The organism is Larkinella sp., from assembly GCF_965227735.1.
Taxonomy (GTDB): domain Bacteria; phylum Bacteroidota; class Bacteroidia; order Cytophagales; family Spirosomataceae; genus Larkinella.
The window spans coordinates 3,772,851-3,793,290 of record NZ_OZ245776.1; the positions used below are offsets into that span (position 1 = coordinate 3,772,851).

Annotated in this window: 15 protein-coding genes; 5 read left to right on the forward strand and 10 right to left on the reverse strand. The window is 51.8% G+C overall.

Annotated features, from left to right (window positions below):
• Window positions 1-195: 195 nt before the first annotated feature.
• On the forward strand, window positions 196-921 hold the full coding sequence (locus ACO064_RS14670; protein ID WP_421828020.1) for a copper homeostasis protein CutC: 726 nt from the start codon (window positions 196-198) through the stop codon (window positions 919-921).
• 103 nt (window positions 922-1,024) lie between these two features.
• Here ACO064_RS14670 and ACO064_RS14675 read toward each other — a convergent pair whose 3' ends face one another.
• The 4 genes from ACO064_RS14675 to purU form a co-directional block, all read right to left on the reverse strand.
• Window positions 1,025-2,689: a sodium/sugar symporter gene (locus ACO064_RS14675; RefSeq protein WP_421828021.1), complete on the reverse strand. Its 1,665-nt coding sequence runs from the start codon at window positions 2,687-2,689 to the stop codon at window positions 1,025-1,027.
• Between the two features lie 136 nt (window positions 2,690-2,825).
• On the reverse strand, window positions 2,826-3,899 hold the full coding sequence (locus ACO064_RS14680; RefSeq protein WP_421828022.1) for a DUF4421 domain-containing protein: 1,074 nt from the start codon (window positions 3,897-3,899) through the stop codon (window positions 2,826-2,828).
• Window positions 3,896-6,730, reverse strand: coding sequence for an AsmA-like C-terminal region-containing protein (locus ACO064_RS14685; RefSeq protein ID WP_421828023.1), 2,835 nt, complete (start codon window positions 6,728-6,730; stop codon window positions 3,896-3,898). Before ACO064_RS14685 ends, ACO064_RS14680 begins: the two co-directional genes overlap by 4 nt.
• An 86-nt stretch (window positions 6,731-6,816) precedes the next feature.
• Window positions 6,817-7,656, reverse strand: coding sequence for a formyltetrahydrofolate deformylase (purU, locus tag ACO064_RS14690; RefSeq protein WP_421828024.1), 840 nt, complete (start codon window positions 7,654-7,656; stop codon window positions 6,817-6,819).
• Window positions 7,657-7,764: 108 nt separating this feature from the next.
• Between purU and ACO064_RS14695 the strand changes: the two genes are divergently transcribed.
• Entirely contained in the window at window positions 7,765-9,579 is a 1,815-nt protein-coding gene (locus tag ACO064_RS14695; protein ID WP_421831025.1) for a glycosyltransferase, read from the forward strand.
• A gap of 100 nt (window positions 9,580-9,679) precedes the next feature.
• Here ACO064_RS14695 and ACO064_RS14700 read toward each other — a convergent pair whose 3' ends face one another.
• Window positions 9,680-11,050: a DUF349 domain-containing protein gene (locus tag ACO064_RS14700; RefSeq protein ID WP_138992878.1), complete on the reverse strand. Its 1,371-nt coding sequence runs from the start codon at window positions 11,048-11,050 to the stop codon at window positions 9,680-9,682.
• A gap of 71 nt (window positions 11,051-11,121) precedes the next feature.
• Here ACO064_RS14700 and ettA point away from each other — a divergent pair, with 71 nt between their 5' ends.
• Together ettA and ACO064_RS14710 are read left to right on the forward strand one after the other, a co-directional pair.
• Window positions 11,122-12,789 carry an energy-dependent translational throttle protein EttA gene (ettA, locus tag ACO064_RS14705; RefSeq protein ID WP_421828025.1) on the forward strand — a complete coding sequence of 556 codons (1,668 nt, stop codon included), beginning with the start codon at window positions 11,122-11,124 and terminating at the stop codon, window positions 12,787-12,789.
• Window positions 12,790-12,893: 104 nt separating this feature from the next.
• Complete coding sequence (locus ACO064_RS14710; RefSeq protein WP_421828026.1) at window positions 12,894-13,718, forward strand: aminotransferase class IV; 825 nt, start codon at window positions 12,894-12,896, stop codon at window positions 13,716-13,718.
• Between the two features lie 82 nt (window positions 13,719-13,800).
• On the opposite strand, the gene ACO064_RS14715 is transcribed toward ACO064_RS14710, so the two are convergent.
• Complete coding sequence (locus tag ACO064_RS14715; RefSeq protein ID WP_421828027.1) at window positions 13,801-14,355, reverse strand: KdsC family phosphatase; 555 nt, start codon at window positions 14,353-14,355, stop codon at window positions 13,801-13,803.
• Between the two features lie 209 nt (window positions 14,356-14,564).
• On the opposite strand from ACO064_RS14715, the gene ACO064_RS14720 reads away from it, so the two are divergent.
• Window positions 14,565-15,776, forward strand: coding sequence for an AGE family epimerase/isomerase (locus tag ACO064_RS14720; RefSeq protein WP_421828028.1), 1,212 nt, complete (start codon window positions 14,565-14,567; stop codon window positions 15,774-15,776).
• Window positions 15,777-15,783: 7 nt separating this feature from the next.
• On the opposite strand, the gene ACO064_RS14725 is transcribed toward ACO064_RS14720, so the two are convergent.
• From ACO064_RS14725 to ACO064_RS14740, 4 genes are all read right to left on the reverse strand, one after another.
• The gene (locus ACO064_RS14725; RefSeq protein WP_421828029.1) at window positions 15,784-16,578 is read right to left on the reverse strand and encodes a Rossmann-like and DUF2520 domain-containing protein; all 795 of its coding nucleotides are present in this window, start codon (window positions 16,576-16,578) and stop codon (window positions 15,784-15,786) included.
• A gap of 278 nt (window positions 16,579-16,856) precedes the next feature.
• A complete protein-coding gene (locus ACO064_RS14730; protein ID WP_421828030.1) occupies window positions 16,857-18,206 on the reverse strand; it encodes a Gfo/Idh/MocA family protein in 1,350 nt (449 codons plus the stop codon).
• Window positions 18,207-18,215: 9 nt separating this feature from the next.
• On the reverse strand, window positions 18,216-18,923 hold the full coding sequence (locus ACO064_RS14735) for a 3-keto-disaccharide hydrolase (protein WP_421828031.1): 708 nt from the start codon (window positions 18,921-18,923) through the stop codon (window positions 18,216-18,218).
• Window positions 18,924-18,928: 5 nt separating this feature from the next.
• Window positions 18,929-20,437, reverse strand: coding sequence for a RagB/SusD family nutrient uptake outer membrane protein (locus tag ACO064_RS14740; RefSeq protein ID WP_421828032.1), 1,509 nt, complete (start codon window positions 20,435-20,437; stop codon window positions 18,929-18,931).
• Window positions 20,438-20,440 lie beyond the last annotated feature (3 nt).

Below are 20,440 nucleotides of genomic sequence, written 5' to 3' on the forward strand. Positions count from 1 at the left end.
GCGTTGCTGCTAAAATATGACGACTGATTGTCGTAAAATTGTGCAAAAGTAAAAAAATATGAATATCCTATACATGTCGCTGAAAATTCTTTCAGAAACGATACGGATGCCGTTCAGGCCATTTAACCGAATCCCGGTTGAAAATGTTTGTATTCTTTCGTCAAACTTCTTCTTTTTCTAACCGTCTATTAATCAATGAACATTGAAATTTGCGCGTTTTCCCTGGAGTCCTGCCTGATTGCACAAGCCAACGGTGCCACCCGGATCGAGTTGTGTGGGGGAGCAGGGGAGGGCGGCACCACACCAAGCTACGGCCTGATCGAATTGGCCCGCCAGCAGGTAACGATTAACCTTTACGTTATGATACGTCCCCGTGGGGGCGATTTTTTATACAACGACACCGAACTGGCGGTGATGCGCCGGGATATTGAAGCCGCAAAGCAAACCGGTGCCGATGGCGTCGTACTGGGTTTGCTAAAACCGGATGGTACTGTCGATGAAGAAAAAACCGCCGAACTTATTCAGTTGGCCCACCCCTTGCCAGTTACGTTTCACCGGGCGTTCGACCTGACGCGCGATCCGGAAGAAGCCCTGGAAGCGGTCATCCGAACGGGTGCCAAACGCATTCTGACCTCGGGGCAGCAAGCCAGCGCAGAAGCCGGTATTCCGCTTCTCCGGCAGTTGGTTCAACAGGCTGACGATCGGATTGAAATTATGGCCGGAGCGGGCGTGACAGCCACGAATGCCGCCCGCCTGGCCGCGACGGGTGTCCACGCGCTTCATCTGACGGGCAAGCAGGTGATGGATAGCGGCATGGAATACCGTAACCCCAACGTACCGATGGCTTCGGTAGCCATGAGCGAATACGAATGGCTCAGTACGAGCAGCGAAGTCGTCCGGGCGGTGGTCGACGCAGTTTGAGCTATTACACAGAGTTAATCAGAGAGCATCAGAGGTTATCAGAGAAATACTCTGTTTAACTCTGATGCTCTCTGATTAACTCTGTGTAATAACTTCTCCTTTTCTACCAGAAATACCCATATAAAAGGACGATAATCGCCAGCACAACGGCGGCTCCGATGGCGAAGCTGGAAGAGGTTTTGAACATGCTGCTGTCAATCTCCAGCCCTTTGTCGCTGGGTTTCTGAAGACCCAGCACCACCATCACCGCCACACAGATCAGGAAGACAAATCCCATCGTATCGAGAAATGGAATGGTGTAGATACCATCCGGGTTCGGGACGGCAAAACCGGTTGGGGCCAGAAATTGCAGATCCACCAGACCGGGCAGCATATACTTGAAAAACAGCGACAGCAGGAACCCGCCAACAATGGCGAATAAGGCCCCGGACGAGTTGGTTTTTTTCCAGAAGAAACCCATGATGAAGGCGGCAAAAACGCCCGGCGACACCAGACCCGTCATTTCCTGAATGAATTGAAAACCGCCTTTTTTGTCGATTCCCATAAACGGCGAAATGAAAATGGCCATCAGCATCGACACCCAAATGGCAATCCGACCCACCCGAACCAGTTTCTTCTCACTGGCATCCGGCGAAATGTATTTCTTGAAAATATCGAGCGTAAAAATGGTTGAAATCGAGTTGGCTTTCCCGGCCAGAGAAGCCACGACCGCAGCCGTTAGGGCCGCAAATGAAAGTCCTTTCAGACCGGCGGGCAGCAAATTGAGCAAAACCGGATAGGCGTGGTCTTTATTCACCTCCCCGGTAGCATCGAGCATTTCCTGTTGAAACAAGCCCTGCTGATACAGCGTGTAGGCGGCAATCCCTGGCAAAACCACGATAATCGGCATCAGGAGTTTCAGAAAAGCCGCAAACAGAATGCCTTCCCGGGCAGTTTTCAGATCGGCCCCCAGCGCGCGTTGCGTGATGTACTGGTTACAGCCCCAGTAGTTCAGGTTCACAATCCACATCCCGCCGATCAGCACCGTCAAACCGGGTAGCGACGCGTAATGTGGGTGACCCTTCGGAAAGATCATGTGAAAATGGTCTTCGGATTTCGCCAGCATGTGGTTGAAGCCATTCAGGATTCCGGTGGTGCCATTCTCTGACGAGACCAGATTAACCGCCAGATAGGTGGTGGCCAGCCCGCCCAGAATGAGAAAAAACACCTGAATCACATCCGTATACCCAATCACTTTCATACCACCCAGGGTGATGATAACCGCAAAAACGGCCAGGGCGAACATGCAGAACGTAAAATTGAGTCCTGAAATGGTGGAGACCGCCAGCGCACCCAAAAACAAAATCGACGTCAGATTGACCAGGATGTAGAGAAACAGCCAGAAAATGGCCATGATCATCGCGACGGTGTTGTTATACCGCTTGGTCAGGAACTGCGGCATCGTAAAAATCCGGTTCTTGAGGTAGATCGGCATAAAAAAGACGGCGACCACAATCAGCGTAGCAGCCGCCATCCATTCATAGGTGGCAATGGCCAGCCCCATTGCAAAACCGTCGCCGGATGCACCGATAAACTGTTCCGCCGAAATGTTGGAGGCAATCAGCGACGACCCGATGGCCCACCAGGTCAATGACCCTTCGGCCAGAAAAAAATCGGTAGAGGAGGTCTCTTTGGTCTTTTTTCGTTGGTAAATCCAGTAGCCGTACGACGCTACAATGATGAAATAAATGAAGAAAACAACGTAATCGAGAGTCTGTAATTTTTGCATGACGGCAACTGTAAGCGGGGGAAGAAATAAGCTTAGGATTATTACGACTCGAAAGATAATAATTTACAGAACATATTCTTGCCAATCTTCGTCTCCCGCGTAGATTATTGTTGCAAAGCGATATTCACCAGAATAATCAGATTTTGATGGTCTCCGGCACGATTTTCCGCAACCGGGGATTGGCTTTAAAGCGATGGGCAAGGGTCAACCGGTAGTTCCCGGTATGGATGGTGTAGTTATAGACGGGCGTTACGACCGACACCGAGCCGTTGACCCAGCCGAGCGTTACACACCACAGATTGCTGTTGTAGCCCGCAACGATCCTGAAAAGGAGATCCGGACGCAGTGTGCTGTAGGTCAGTTTGCCCGCGCCAAAGGTTTCTTTACTGAAAGTGACATTCAAATTGGTCGTCAGCGAGCCCGTGGCAAACCAGTGTTGCCGGTACACATAGGTGTAGGCGTACCCCCCACCGGGGCCAAATTTCACAAACCGCATCCGGCGCACGTCGGCTTCCGGGAAGGCGGGCCGCAGAACGGCCGGATACAGCGCACTGTCACCCCGCATGATGCCATAATACAATTGAAAGCCCGCCAGAAACGTGCCTGCCGACTTCTTCTGCCACTCATTTTGCACCAAAGCCGCCCGGAACGAAAACCGCCGGAAGTTAAACACCCGCCGAATCGATGCACCCACCAGATAAATGCCCAAATCGGGGCGTTGATAGTATTGATCGGGGCTGGGTGACGCGTTGCCCCGGGGGGCGAGGTAGTACCCTTCATAAAATTGCCCAAATCCGTCGATAACCCATTTTCGCATGTAAAGGTGCGTTTGAAGGTCAATGTCGCGGGTTTTGCCTTTTCCTTTGTTATTCAGAAACGAAAGACCATACGCCAGGTTCAGCGTCAGGGCGTTGAAAGTGGCACCAATGCCTACATCCAGCGACGAATTGGGTTTAAAACGCAGCGTAGGACTCGGAATAACCGGCGTCGACAGCACAAACGAGGTGTATTTTTGGGAAAGATACAGTCGCCCCGTCAGCTTTCCGGGGAACGTTTTCACGTACGTCGAGTCCAGCCCGCGGCCCAGGAGGCTTTGTGTCAGCGCTGGCAAAGCCGTTCCGAATACCAGACAGACAACCGGAAAAGCGAAAGAAAACGCCCGGTTTACGGAGCTGACAAACCCACGATTACCCTCCAAACGTCGCTTCATCGGGCAAAGGTGGTGTCAATTTTGTGGCGGCTCAGTTCTTCGTGCCATTCCGAACGGAGGGTTTGCTTCTGGGCTTCGAAATCTCTTCGGCCGAACATTTTCATCCGGTATTTTCCAAGATCGCGCTGCAACAGCAAGTGGTTTTTCAGACCCCGTGATGTTCGGGTCGAATCCGGCTCCTGAATCTGCCGAATGCGTCGTTTGTTGTTGCCAAAGATTAAATCCGTCAGACTGATTTCCACCAGAAAAGCCGCTTTTTTGTTGAGTGTATAATCGCCGTTCAGATGCAGATACGACAGGTTGCTGGACAGGTTCAGATCCGGCATCAGAATCCGGTTGTCGTGGAGTAAAAACTGGGCGTCTACGTCCTCAAAATAGATGTGGCTCGTTTTGGCTTTCGGCAAAAATCGCAGGGCCTGCTGGATGGGCTGAACTTCGATGAGTTCCATTTGCCGGATCGAGGCTCTGGTATAAGCGGTTATTTTCTTGATATCCGGTAAAAAATCGTTGTCTAATTCCGTCCGGAGCGACATGGCACAATCCACATTACCCCGGATGTTCTCGCTCTTCAGCACATCAATTCTCATCTCCTCGGCCGCCCGGAAAAGCTGGTGCAGATCCATCTTCTGGAGCGTTACATTGAGCGTTACCGGAAATCCTTCCGGACGCCCCAGTTTCATCAGGCCGTGGGAACCCAGCCGCCCGCCAAAAACATTCATCGTGAGCCTTTCCAGTTGCGCGGTTTCGTCTTTGATGACGGTTTTCAGACCAAAGTCGTCGCCTTTCAGCGTTTGGTAATCCAGCTTGCGGGCCTTCACTTCCACATCGAACTGGTAGTCATTCAGCGTGGACTTCTTTTGCTGCGAAGCGGGTCGTTTATACGTCGCCTGCATGCTGTTCAAACCGGCCAGCAGGCCCACCAGCCGTTGCAGATCCAACCGTTCATACGACAGACTCAAGGCCGCATACGGCGCCTGAATCCCGTCCGGACTCAATTGAAAATGGCCTAATCCGGCGATTGATCCGCCTAACGTAGTGCGGCAACGAAGCTGCGGAACCCGAACCTGCTCGCCTTTTTTGTGAACGACAAACGACATATCGCTCAAATCTTCCCGGGACGGCAATCGGATGCGGTCAATCCGAATGACGGCGGAGTACTCGGTCCCGAATAGCAGCCCGGCCAGTAAACTATCGGTCGAAGTCGGTATTTTAGGAGGAGCCGACCGCCGGGTTGGCGGGGGCAGCGGTTTCGAGAAATCCAGTTCCTGCCAGTGTGCGGCCAGTTTGGTCCGAACCGGGTACGTAGCCCGATTGCCGCCCAGGGCATACCGGAGCAGATTGGTGATTTCACCGTTGATTTTGAAAAACCGGCCATCCAGTTTCCCCACCACTTCCCGAATCCGGAGCGTGTTATTTTCCGGGATAAAATGAATATCCGCATTGAGCGCCGTACACCGACCCGACGGTTTTGGAAAATGAAGACAGCCGTCTTTAACGCGAAGCGTTCCTTTCCAGAAGGGTTCATTGGGAGCGGGTTTAACCACAGTAGAATACAGCAGCGGGCTGCGAACGGCCAGGTTGATGGCGGCCGTTCCGGAATAGAGCGAGTCGCCGGGCCAGTTCATCAGTTGGGCCAGTTGTTGCAGCGACAGGTTTCCCTGAATGGTGGCATCGGCGACCGGCGACACCAGATTGGCCAGCGTACCGCGCACCACGAGTGTATCGTCGCCCGACTGAACCCGGAACTGCTGAAGTGTCAGTTTGGTGGTTTCGCGGGCGTTCCGGGCGCCGTTGTTCCAGTTTCCCCGAACCTGCACGGTTTGAAAAACCACCGGCGTTTTGGGCCAGTGGTAATTTTGGGCCTGAAGCTGAAAGCTGATGTCATTGTGGGGCCGCACCGTCGCGCTGCTCTGTCCGCTCATTCGAAACCGGAAAGCGACTTTTCCCTTCATGGCCGCATCACCGGCATACCGTTTGAGCGAGTCAGGCAACAAAGCAGCCAGAAACTCGTGAGCCGGTTGCAGGCCGTTCAGACCGACGTTCAGATCCATGCCCTGGTTTTCGGGGAGTTTGCGGTGGCTGCCCGTCAGATGAATGGGCGAACCGTTGACCATTAGCTGGCTTTTGCTGAACATCCCGGTTTTGGTCGTCGGGTTGTATTCGTAATGCACGTTGGCCGTGAAAGCCTGCGCCCGAAACAGCATCAGGTTCCGGTTTTTAATAAAGTCGATGGCGCCCTCGATGGTTCCCTGCAATTGCAGCGTCGGATGGTTGAGGTGACCACTCAAATCGGCATTCCGGATGGTCATCGAAAACGCATTCTGTTTGTAGTCATTTTCAACGACCACCGTGGCGTCTTCAATCCGAATTTCGGGAATGGCAACTGAATGCATGTGGCTGGTGTCCGACCGGGTTTCGGCTTTCCAAACCAGCCCGGTTTTTTGCCCGGTCGAGTCAACCCGCTGGTGATACCGAACGCCTTTCAGCAGGATCTTCTGTACAGCTCGGCTTTCCCGGAAAATATCGGAGAGCCTGATCACCAGATTGGCCTGATCGACGCCCACAATCTCCATCGGTTTTGGCCCCTGGTTATCATGGATGGATACATCGTCGAGCTGAATGGCCAGATTGGGGAAGTGACTGAGCAATGAAAAATTTACGCCGAAATCGGCCAGCCGCTGTTCGGAATGGCTGGCAAATTCATTGCGAACGGCCAGAATGACTTTTTCTTTGTAAACGGTTGTCAGCAAAAGCGGAATCAGCAAGCCCACCACCAGCAGAACGCCAGCCAGCGCGGCTCCTATTTTTATCCAGTGGGAAAACCTCGCCATGCTTTTACAGACAGATCGTTGAGCAATCGAAACCGGCAAAATAGCCGGTTATACCTAAACACCCATCGGCGGCACACTGTTCGATCCTACAAAATGATCGTCCGATTCTGGTGAATGAAAACGCGGTCGTTGAAAACCAGTTTCAGCGCCTGCGACAATACGATTTTTTCCACGTCTTTTCCTTCCGTAGACATATCGGCCGCCGTGTGCCGGTGGTCGACCTCCTTGATGTTTTGGGCAATAATCGGGCCTTCGTCCAGATCGTTGTTCACAAAATGAGCGGTGGCACCAATGATTTTGACCCCCCGTTCATACGCCTGCCGATACGGGTTGGCGCCCATGAAGGCCGGCAAAAACGAATGGTGAATGTTGACAATCCGGTTCGGAAACTTTTTCACAAACGCCGGTGTCAACACCCGCATGTATTTAGCCAGCACGATGTATTCCGGCTCATAAATCGACACGATCCGGCTAATGGCCTCTTCGTGTTCTTCCCGGGTTTTGTGCTCGTGGGTTACATAATGAAAGGGAATACCGAACTTACTGACCAACGGTTGAAGCGTATTGTAATTGCTGACTACGGCCAGAATATCGGCATCAAGTTCATCAAAAGCGTATCGAATCAGCAGTTCGGCTAAACAATGGTGCTCTTTTGTAACAAAAACAATACTTTTTTTCTTTTTTTTGGGATTAATACGGAGATTGATGCCCGGTGGTAAGGTCTGTTGTAAATTATCAGACAAAACGGATGAATCGTAGTTACCTTCGAACTCGGTACGCATAAAAAACTGCCGGTCGGGGCTTACATATTCGTCGTTTCGGATGATATTCAGATTGTAATGCGCCAGTACGCCGGTGACGCGGTGAATGAGTCCCGTGCTATCGGGGCCGTCCATTAACAGAATGTGACGTGTTTCGGTTGCCATGAACGAATTGATAATTTGAAAGTTAGTGTAAAAGTAGTAAAATCACCTCGCGAATCGCCTTTCCCGCGTGAATAAGGCAGGCTAGCCACCCTAACAAATTGTATGGCATTGGAATCGATGTTCTCTGCATCTAAGCGAAAATTACTGATTGAAGTGGCCTGGGAAGTTTGTAACCAGGTCGGCGGTATCTATACCGTCATCCGGTCGAAGGTGCCTTCGATGGTTGAAAAATGGGATAATGACTACATCCTGCTTGGCCCGTACTTTCCACAACGGGCCGCCGTTGAATTTGAACCGATTACGCACGACGACGGCACCGAAATCGGCCGTGTTGTGCTGAACATGCGCTCGCGGGGGCTGGATGTTCAATACGGCCACTGGCTCATTACGGGCAAACCGCGCGTGGTCCTTTTCGGAATTTCCAGTCTTGGCCCCACCATTGAGCAGGTGAAATACCAGCTTTGGGAACGTCACCAGATTTCGACGCTGGGTGTCGAGGACCTGGTCAATCAGGTGGTAGGTTTCGGTGAACTGGTGCGCATTTTCCTGACCGAATTGGCCGCAGAAAGTGCCAAGCACGTCGATATCGTGGTTCATTTTCACGAGTGGATGGCCAGCAGCGGTTTGCCCGATTTGCGGAAAGACAATGTGAAAGTCGCAACGGTTTTCACCACCCACGCCACCATGCTCGGTCGCTACCTGGCGCAGAACGAATCCGGTTTTTACGGTAAACTGCCGTTTTTCGACTGGCAGCGCGAAGCCAAACATTACAACATCGAGGCTCAGGCAACCATCGAGCGGCTTTCGGCCCAGCTATCCCATACTTTCACGACGGTCAGCGACGTTACGGCCCGCGAGTGTGAAGTGTTTCTGGGCCGCGTCCCCGATCTGATTCTGCCCAACGGGTTGAATATCGTCCGGTTCACGGCGGTACACGAGTTCCAGAATCTGCACGTCAAGTTCAAGGAGCGGATTCATGAGTTTATCATGGGCCACTTCTTCCAGAGTTATTCATTCGATCTGGAAAAAACGCTGTATTTTTTCACCTCGGGCCGGTTTGAGTTCAGCAACAAGGGATACGACATAACGCTCGAAGCGCTCGCCCGGCTGAACTGGAAAATGCGCGAGGCCAATATGGACATGACCGTCGTTATGTTCATGATTACCAAGCAACCCTTCAAGTCCATCAACCCCGACGTGTTGCACAGCCGCGCACTGCTGGACGAAATTCAGGAAACCTGCAAAGCCATTGAAAATCAGCTTGGTGATAAGTTGTTTTTGAATGCGGCTTCCGGCGAAGACATCAATTTGCCCGACCTGAATCAGTTTGTGGATGAATACTGGCGGCTCCGGCTCCGGCGAACCATCCAGAGCTTCAAGACCAAGCAACTGCCGCCGTTTGTAACCCACGATCTGGTTGAAGAAGACGACATGGTGCGGTTTATCCGACAGGTTCAACTGATCAACAATGCCCACGACCGGGTGAAAGTCGTTTACCACCCTGACTTCATTTCCTCCACCAATCCGCTTTTCGGGCTCGATTACGGCCAGTTTGTGCGGGGTTGCCACCTGGGCGTTTTTCCGAGCTACTACGAACCGTGGGGCTACACGCCCCTGGAATGCGTCGTTCGGGGCATACCAACCGTCACCAGCGACCTGTCCGGTTTTGGCGATTTCATCATGCAGATCATGCGGGATTACGAAAACCGGGGTATTTATGTCGTGAACCGGAAAACGCAAACCTTCAACGAAGCCGCCGATCAGCTTGCCAACATCATGTTCCGCTTTGTCCGGCTTTCACAACGCGACCGGATTACGCAGCGCAACCGCGTGGAGAACATCGCGGAAGTCTTCGATTGGACCAACCTGCGCTCGTATTACGATACTGCCCACGATCTGGCGTTGAAGCGCCGGAAGCCGTGAAATAGCAAAAAGACGATTGACCATCGACCATTGACGATAGTTTGCATAGGAAGCTATCGTCAATGGTCGATGGTCAATCGTCTTTTTGCTCTACTCTATCTCAATATTGACTCAGTTCTTTGTTGAACTCGCTCAGTATCTGTTCTTTCATCGCAATTTTCCGTTTTTGCGTGTTCATTTTGCTCATCATCATTTTGTCCGCGTCTTCGTTGCCGGGACGCCCCATGGTGTCCATGCTGCTCATCGACATGGCCAGGTCGCTTTTTTCGCGACGAACGAGGTACTCCAGTTCCCGAACTTTCGTGCGTATCTGCTCGGAGCGGCTTTTCAGTTCGAAGGCGGGGTATTTGCGGCTGATGACGCGTTCGAGGTAATTCAATTCGAAAATCTTATCACACGACGACCGGAAACGCTCCGAAACCGCCTTGTCGACCAGTTTGAATGGAATTTTGATTTCTTTCCACTGGTTCAGCAGTTCTTTGGCCCGGTCGGCAGCCGCCGGAATGTTCGACTGTTTCGCCAGTTTTTCGGCTTCGTCGGCCATTTTCATTTGCTGCTCCACGCGTGGGTCAATCCGAACTTTCGGCTGGATTCCGCGCGCCAGGTTGTAGCGGTCGAAGATGGTTTTGGTGGCCCTGCGGTATTTTTTGAGGATTTTTCCGGATTTCTTGATCGGCACTTCGCCCACCTCTTTCCAGTCGTTGTTCAGATTGCGAACGAGGTGATAGGCTTCCGTCAGCACTTTCATGTACCGTTCTTCGGCGACATTGGCCCGTTCGAGGGCTTCGCCTTCCAGTCCATCGCGTTTGAAGGGACGGCTGCGGTCGGCTTCGTAAATACTCCGCACGGCCCGTTCGGCCTGCCAGATCAGGTTATCATAGCGATCCATGCGCTCCTGAATCACCTTGTTCTGTTCATTGAAGAATTCGCGCCGACGCTGAAAAAAGCCATCAAGGGTATCGCTGAAACGCGTCTCGATGGTTTCGTCCAGTTCTTTATCGACCGGCCCGGTTTTTATCCACTTTAGCTTGATTTCCTGTAGTTTTTCCGCCGTTTCACGCCATTCCGTGCTGTCGGCAACCTGTTCGGCTTCTGCCAGCAAAGCGTGCTTGATTTCAAGGTTTTTGAGCTGGTTCGTCCGAATCAGTTCGACCAGGACCTGTTCCTGTTCATCAAGCCGGTTCAGCAGCGGAATGAAGTTTCCAATCGCGTCGAAACTCAGTAATTTTTTTCGCAGTTGAACGAGTTTCGTCAGGTACGACCCCTTGTTCTGGGCCTCCTCAACTTCCTGCTCTAACTGGTTTACTTTGTTTTCGGCAATTGTAAACCTATTTTTGAAATAATCGAGCGCTTCCTGTTCTGTGCGTTTCACTTCACCGATTTGTCGGTCCGGATAGCTGAGGTAGCTCGATAAGAATACCTTTCCGTCTTTGACGTAACCGTATTCGTCTACCAATTGAGCTTGTTCCATTATTTTACTCTTTAAGACTAAGCTATGGGTTTAATTGTTGATATTTGCCACCTAAAAAAGTAATCAAACCAATGAGTCAGGAAACGATCATTTTTTCCATGGCGGGTGTCAGTAAAATTATTCCGCCAAACCGACAAATCCTAAAGAATATCTACCTTTCCTTTTTTTACGGTGCAAAAATTGGCGTTTTAGGCTTGAACGGCTCCGGGAAATCGACGCTATTGCGCATCATTGCCGGTATTGACAAGAACTTTCAGGGTGACGTTGTGTTTTCTCCTGGCTATTCGGTGGGCATGCTGGAGCAGGAACCGAAGCTTGATCCGACTAAAACCGTGAAGGAAGTGGTGGAAGAAGGCGTGCAGGAGACGGTGGATTTGCTGAAAGAATTCGATCAGATTAATGAAGCGTTCGGCGATCCGGACGCTGATTTTGATAAGTTAATTGCCAGACAAGGTGAGGTACAGGAAAAGCTCGACCACCTGAATGCCTGGGAACTGGATAACCGGCTCGAAAAAGCCATGGACGCCCTTCGTTGTCCACCTTCCGATGCGAAAGTGGCAAATTTATCGGGCGGAGAAAAACGCCGGGTGGCCCTCTGCCGCCTGTTGCTCCAACAACCCGATGTCTTGCTGCTGGATGAACCGACCAATCACCTCGACGCCGAATCGGTGCTGTGGCTCGAAGAACACCTGCGCCAGTATGCCGGAACGGTCATCGCCGTAACGCACGACCGGTATTTTCTGGATAACGTCGCGGGCTGGATTCTGGAGCTGGACCGGGGCGAAGGCATTCCCTGGAAAGGCAATTATTCATCGTGGCTTGACCAGAAGCAAACCCGCCTAGCCAAAGAAGAAAAACAGGAATCGAAGCGGCAGAAGACTTTGCAGCGCGAACTGGAATGGGTCCGGATGGCACCCAAAGCCCGTCAGGCGAAGTCGAAAGCGCGATTGGGTGCTTACGAAAAATTGCTGAGTGAAGACAACCGCCAGAAGGAAGACAAACTGGAAATCTTTATTCCGGCGGGACCGCGTCTGGGTTCCAAGGTCATTGAAGCGCACGACGTTGCCAAAGCATTTGGCGACCGGCTGCTGTTCGAACATCTTGATTTTCAGTTGCCACAAGGCGGTATTGTCGGTATTATTGGCCCGAACGGTGCCGGTAAAACGACCTTGTTTAAACTCATAACCGGAAAAGAACAACCCCAAAACGGCACGTTCGAAGTGGGTGAAACCGTGAAATGGGCGTATGTCGATCAGGAACACGACGGGCTGGAAGGCGACAAGACGGTTTTTCAGACCATCGCGGGCGGTAACGAATGGGTAATTCTGGGCGGCAAGCAAGTGAACGCCCGCGCCTACGTCAGCCGGTTCAACTTCACGGGTTCCGATCAGGAAAAGAAAATCGCCAACCTGTCGGGCGGGGAGCGCAACCGCGTTCACCTGGCCATGATGCTGAAAGAAGGCGCCAATCTGCTGCTGCTCGATGAACCAACCAACGACCTGGACATCAATACGCTGCGGGCGCTGGAAGAAGGGCTGGAAAACTTCGCCGGTTGCGCCGTCGTCATTTCCCACGACCGCTGGTTCCTCGACCGCGTAGCCACGCACATTCTGGCGTTCGAGGGTGATTCGCAGGTCTACTGGTTTGAAGGTAACTTCTCCGAATATGAAGAAAACCGCAAAAAACGGCTGGGCGGAGATGCCACGCCGAAGCGAATTAAGTATAAAAAACTGGTTTGAAAATTTTGATAGGAACGCGGATTGAACGGATGTAACGGATTTTCACGGATGATATCTGTTTTGATCCGTTCAATCCGTGTTCCTGTCAAAGCTTGCTACTCATTATGTCCTATTACGGCTATTTCAACGGCTCCATTCTGCCAGTCGAGCAAATCTCGATTGGCATCACCGACCTCGGGTTGCTGCGCGGTTTCGGGCTGTTCGACTATTTCAGGACCTACAACGGACGCCCGTTTCAGTGGGACTGGTATTGGGAACGGTTTGCGAACTCGGCCACCAAAATGCATTTGCCGGTTCCGATTCAGAAAGAGGAAGCCTACCGGGTTGTGATGGAGTTGGTTGAGAAAAGTAGTCTGCCGGATGTTGCTATACGCTTTGTGATGACGGGCGGCTACAGCCCCGATAGCATCAGCGTGGTGAATCCCAATCTGATGATGATCACGGAGGAAATCCATCCGACCCCACTCAGCCAGTTTGAAGAGGGCATTAAGGTGATTCTGGACGACTATGTCCGCGAAATGGCCGAGGTTAAAAGTACGGATTACAAGCGCGTCATTCTGCTCGCCCAAGCCATCCGGTCGGCGCGGGCGTCGGATGTGTTGTACCACCAAAACGGCGAAATCAGCGAACTAAGCCGTAGCAACTTCTTCATTTTCAAAGGCGATCGACTCATTACGCCCAACCGGCATATTTTGCACGGCATCACCCGCCGAACCGTTATGAACCTGGCGCAGAACGATTTTCAGGTGGAAGAACGACCGGTTTTGCTCTCCGATCTCTACGACGCCGACGAAGCCTTTACAACCAGTTCAACCAAGCGAGTATTGCCCATCGTTCAGATTGGCGAGTTGACGGTTGCCGACGGAAAACCGGGCAAACGGACGTTGTTTTTGCTGGAAGAGTTTAATGAATTGGTGAAGAATTGGTAAGTCAGGCCGGTTCTGACACCGACACCTGTCAGGTTTTGAAAACTTGACAGGTGTCGGTGTCAGAACCGGCCTGAAGCTCAGCTTACCGCTCGTTGTGGAGTTTGAACGGTTCCACATCCGTCAGCCACGACAGCCATTTGCCCTGCGCTTTCATCACCTGCTCAATCACATCGCGAACCGCTCCACGGCCACCCGGCACGGGCGAGATGTAATCACAGACCGCTTTGATTTCGTCAGCCGCATCGGCCGGGCAGGTGCTCAGGAGGGTGGGGCGGGAAAGCACCTGAAAATCCGGAATATCGTCACCCATATACAACACTTCAGCTTCGTTGATCTGATCACGGTTCAAATACCCCAGATAGGCATAGATTTTCTGCTCCGTGGGACCGCCCATAAAGATGTCTTTGATTTTCAGGAACTCCAGCCGCTTGCGAACGCCCACCTGGCTTCCGGCGGAAAGGACAGCCACCCGATAGCCGGAATGGACCGCCCGCTCGATCGCATAACCGTCGCGAACATTGAACGTCCGGAATTGTTCCCCCGACTCCAGGGCGTTCACACTGCCATCCGTCATGACACCGTCGACGTCGAAAATAAAGGTCGTTATTTGTTTAAATCGTTCCTGTAAAGCGTCCATACTGGTTTGAATTAATGAGTCTTTGATGGAAACGCAGATTGAACGGATGAAACCGATTACAAACAGATTTCAATCCGCGAAAATCCGTTTCATCCGTTGAATCCGCGTTCCCATCAAAACGGACGAAAGTACGCGTTCAATCGGTTTAATTTCCATTTACTCCGATTTTCTTATAGTTTCGGGAATGCCAATGAATGCAGATACGTTGAATGGATTTCAGTAAACTGGCTGCTCAGTACCAGGAAAGCCTTTTCCGAACGATCATCCCTTTTTGGACTAAACACAGCCGCGACACGCTCTGCGGAGGATACTTCAATGCGCTTACCGACCAGGGAGAAGCCTTCGATACCGACAAAGTCATCAAACTTCAGGCGCAGCAAATCTGGGCCTTTGCCTTTTTATACAATCAGGTCGATGCCATTCCGTTGTGGCTCGATCTGGCCCGACACGGTGCCGATTTTTTGCTGACTCACGGGCAACACGAAAACCGCTGGCTGGGTGTGGTCGATCGGCGGGGGAGGGCGGTGACACCAGCCGCGAACATCGAAACGGACTGCTCGGCCGCGATGGCTTTTGCCCAACTATATATGGCTACGAATGAACCGAAATTTGCGAGCCTCACCCGACAAACCATGCTCTCCGTCATCACCCATCGTCTGAAGCAACGGGAACAATGGGAAAGTCAACTGGGTGGTTTCCGGGAATTTAAACACCTGGGCGAACCGATGCTGCTTCTGAAAGCCTTACTGGAAACCCGTGCGTTGCTGGACCCGGATTTGTATAAACAGGCGTATGAAGCGGTTTTGAGCGAAATTCAAAACGAGTTTTTTGACAAACGCATCACGGTTCTGCGAGAGCATGTGTTGCCGGGCGGTTCATTTTGCGACAGTGTAACCGGTCGGCGGCTCCACGGCGGCTACGGATTTGAAACCGCGAATTACCTGCTGGATGCCGCCGATCTGACCGGCAACCGGCGACTGGCCCAGCAAGCCATGCAGATGGCACTTCATCTGGCGGATATTTGCTGGGATGAACCGGCCGGCGGTTTTTTCCAGTATGCCGATTTGAAAGAACGGCCCAGTGTCTACAGTGAATGGGACCGGAAACTGTGGTGGATTCACTCCGAAGCGCTGTCGGTTTTTTCGAGAGGCTACGTCCGCACGCGGCAAAACGATTGCCAGAAGTGGTTTCGGAAAGTCCACGATTACACCTGGTTACATTTCCCGGATAAGGTAAACAAGGAATGGTTCGGCGTTCTTGATCGGAAAGGGGAGCCTGTGTCGACGGTGAAAGCCACGCCCGAAAAAGGGTGTTATCATCTTGTCAAAGGTCTGTACGAAACGTGGCGGGCATTGGAACAAAGTGCTGCCATGACAGACCAATCCCGCCTGGAAACCCGGCTGGGTCGCCCGTTGCGCTAAGTCGGTTCTAACGCCGGGTTTGAATCCCATCCGACAACATTCGGTACAGTTGCAACAGTTCCGGTCTGTCCGACAAATAAGCCCGGTGGAGGCTCAGCGTAGTCACATCACCGCGCCGGGCCGGGCCGGTTTGCACCTCGGCCGGATGCCGGGCATCGAGTGCTTTCTGAACAGTTTCTTCAATCAGCGGTTTCAATAAATCAAACTCCAGGTTTTCGGAATCGGTCAGGTCTTTGGCAATGCCGAAGAGGTAATTGGTGAAATTGCAGGCAAACACCGCGGCTATGTGCAACACCTTTCGTTCGTGCGAATTGACCAGATACACAATCTGGCTCAGTTCCTGTCCCAGCGCAATAAGTTGTTTTTCGGTGCTTTTGTCACTGGCTTCAATGCAGAGCGGAATGGTTTCAAAAGGGAGAGGATTAATGCCTTTGGTGAACGTTTGAAGCGGGTAAAAAACACCCGTCCGAACCGGTACGTCGCTGTAAATGTCCATCAGTTGACGCAGGCTTTCCAGTGATTTGCTGCCGGATGTATGAACCACCAGTGCATTTTCGGGCAACACCAACTGGGCGGTCACTTCTTCCAAAGCATCGTCCGGAATGGCCAGAACAAACAGCTCGGACTCACTTTCGGCAAAGTTCAGATCAGGATTTAACCGGGCGTCATATAGCATCGAAATGAGACGCCGGGCATTTTTTTCGTTGCGGCTATACACCTCACAAATAACATTACCGGCATTTTCGAATGCCATTGCCAAATGCCAGGCCAAATTTCCGGCACCAATAAAGGAGAGCTTCATCCAATCCGTTTCGTTTTAAGTATACCAATCTAGAAAAACAGTAACTATCTCATTATCAGTTAACAGTGTTAGATAGCAAGACTTTACCAATCCCGCCATCAATCTCTGTTTTAAATACAAAGAGGGGCACTGGACTCTAATGAAATACAGAAAATTCAATTAACCTAACACTGTTAGATGCACACGCAAATATAATAAACACAAAATAATGCCCCGATCAAGTAGTTTTCTGATCAGGACGTTATTTCATTTCCAGAATGACGACCGGCGATACCGCTTTACACTTTCGGCTCCCAGCCTTTTTCGTAATCGCGGCTCCAGAGTTTTTGGGCCTCTTTATCCCCAATGATGTGGCCGTTTTTGGGGTCGATTTTCAGATCGCGGCCCACACGCCAGGCAATGTTGCCCAACTGCATCGCCACCACACTTTTATACCCCAGCTCGACATCGCAGTTCGGACGGCGATTGTTCTTGATCGCATCCAGAAAATCGGCAACGTGGAGATTGTCCATGCCTAAACTCGGGCTGGCTGTGTTTCGTCCCTGCACATCGCCTTCTCCATCACCGACGGATTTGATCTCCTTCACCAGCTTGCCTTCCAGATCATAGACTTTGTAACTATCGCCACCAGTGTCCAGACTGCCGTTTTCGCCGTAGAAAATAATACCGCGATCCAGTCCTTCGATTTTCCGGCCGTTCGAGCTTCGGGATTCCCACATCAGCGACACACGACCGGGATAATCCATCGTAATCACCTGCGTATCGGGCGTTTCCCAATCGTCTTTGAATTCATAGCGACCACCCACGGACGTAACCCGCGTTGGGAAGTCGACGTTCAATCCCCAGCGGGCCACATCGACTTCGTGGGTTCCGTTGTTCAGCGCTTCACCGGTTCCCCAGTGCCAGAACCAGTGCCAGTCGTAGTGAATCAGCCCTTCCTTGTAGGGCATCCGCGGAGCCGGGCCTTGCCACAGTTCGTAATCCAGCCAGGACGGAACCGTGCCGGGTTTTAAAACCGTGGCCTTGCGCTTGTTGGTATACCAGGCTTTGGCCAAATACACGCGTCCGATAATCCCCTTGTGCAACTGCTGAATGCCTTCCGTCAAAACCGGTGCCGACCGGCGTTGCGCGCCCATCTGCACCACTTTGTTGTATTTTCGGGCGGCCGCAATCGCCAGTTCGCCCTCGTGCGGATTGTGGCTCAGCGGTTTCTCAACGTACACATGCTTGCCGGCCTGACAGCCCATGATCGTCAGCGGAGCGTGCCAGTGGTCGGGTGTGGCGATGTAGATCGCGTCGATGGATTTATCCTCCAGCACTTTCCGGCAGTCTTTTTCAGATTTCGGGCTGGCCGTCGATTTGACCTTTTTGATGGTGGCAATGGCTTTCGGAATGGTGCGTTCGTCTACATCGCAAACCGTGGCCACTTCGGCGTTTTTCTGTCCGGCAATGGTGCCGCCCATGCTGTTTCCCCGGCTGTTGACGCCAATCGTAGCCACCCGAACCAGTTCATTGGCCCCGATGATGCGGTTGTAGCTTTTGGCACTGAATCCGAAGGCCGTTCCACCGACGGCCAGACTGGCCGAACCGGCGGCTATCTTCTTGATAAAATCGCGTCTTTTTTCCATACGAAGAAATTATAACTCTTTGATTTTTATATTTTTAAACGAAACCTCACCGCCATGTTCCTGCAACAGGATATGGCCTTTTTCAACCGTTCCAAAGGCGGGTTCGGCTTTGTTGAACTTACTCAGTGCCACCGCATCCGTAAACGCCTGACTGCCGCGCGTAAACTCCAGAATCTTCACGCCGTTCAGCCAGTGTTCCACTTTTTTGTCTTTCGAAACGATGCGCACGGTATTCCACTGACCCGGCTCATGGGTCTTTTTCAGAGTCGCATTGGGCGGTATCACATCATAAAACGAGCCCGTCAGGTGGTTTTCCTTCTTGTTGTCTTCCGCCAGTTTATCATCCAGAAGCTGGTATTCCATGCCCAGATTGCCGCCTTTATCGTATTTCGTATAAAAATACTTGACGCCACTGTTGCCAGTCGGTTCAATATTGTAATCGAATCTCAGATCAAAATCCGAATACTGGTTTTCGCTGACAATATCCCCACCTTTGCCGCCCTTTTTAGCAGTCATCGTTCCATCTTTGATTTCCCAACCCGCCGGAACAGGCTTTCCCGATGGCGTTTTCCAACCCGCCGAACTCGTGCCGTCGAACAGCAGAACCCAGCCGTCTTTTTTCTCTTTTGCCGTCAAGGTATTGGCCTTCTGACAAAAAACCGCCGTTGGCACCACCAGCAGGCACGCCAAAAACAATCGTATGGTTTGAACTTTCATGGGTCTTAATAGCCAGGGTTTTGCTTGATTTTATCCGGATTCGATTGAATAACCGACAACGGAATCGGAAACAGCAGCATGTTGTCGCTCCACGAAGCCGGGTTAAATCCGTTCTGTTCTTTCTGCTCCTGCGACATCACGGTTTTGGCCCGCTCCGTTCTGACCAGATCGAACCACCGGTGGTTTTCGAAAGCCAGCTCGACCCGACGCTCTTTCTCGATCGCCAGCAAGAACGCTTCATTGGAGGTAAAAGGCGGATAATCAGCCAGTATACTTGCCGAACCGCCGGTGCTGTTCCGGGCGCGCTGGCGGATTTTATTGAGGTAAACGAGGGCGGTTTCGGGCTGCTTGCCCTGCCGCACCAGCGCTTCGGCGTAGAGCAGATAAATGTCGGCCAGTCGAAGTTCGATCCAGTTGTTGTCGTTGTCGGAACCCGCAAACGAGACGTCGTAGTATTTCCGGACGTATTTTTCGTTCACCGTATTACCGCCCGGCACCGCCACGTAGTTATCGCTCATAGATATGGTTTTCCGCGGATCACCGGTTTCATAAGCCGCCGACATCGACGGAGTGGGGGCATTAAAACCGCTCTTGTCACCGACCAAAACCACTTCTCTATTCGAAAACCGGGGCGCAAAATCATTGTTCCACGGGCTGCCCGTTGTCGTTCCGCCTTTTTTGTACTGAATCTCGAACAACGACTCGGCCGTGTTTTCATTTTTCACGTCGAACAGCGCCTTGTAATCCGGCACCAGCGAATAGGTCGGCATGCTGATCACTTCCAGTGCTTTGGCTTCCGCCAGGGCGTAATGCGATGCCCCTTTTTTCAGGGGAAAACCGGCCATGGTCATGTACACTTTCGCCAGCAGCCCTTTGGCACCGCCCACCGTGACACGTCCTTTGTCGACCGTTGCGTACGAAACCGGCAGATTGGCTTCGGCGAATTTCAGATCGTCGACGATAAAGTCATACATCTCCTGCGTCGAAGTGCGCCCGACGGCGTAGGCTTCCGAGACGGACAACTGCTTGTCGACTTTCGGTACATCGCCGTAGACGCGAACCAGCCAGAAATACATCAGCGCCCGGACGAATTTAGCCTCTGCTTTGTACTGTTCTTTCAGTTTTGGATTTTTGAACGGTACGGCGTCGATTTTATCCAGCACGATGTTGCACCGCAGAATGGTATTGTAGACGTTGTTCCAGAAGTTCAGCACGAACGTATTGTCAGACAGCATCACATCCCCGAAATTGTCGATGGACGTCATGTTTTTGGAGTCGCCCGGAACCCAGGAAAAGGTCGTGTTGTCGGAACGGACCTCGCCCATGTAGATAAAAAGCTGGTTGTAAACATTCCGCAGCGACGCATAAGGCGACATAACAGCCTGATTCATATCCTGTTCGGTTTTGTAAAATACGCCCGCGTTCATGTCCGAAATGGGCTGTAGGTCGATAAATTCCTCCTTGCAGGAGAAAGAAACCGCAATGAGCAGGACGAGTATAAGAATTCGTTTCATGTT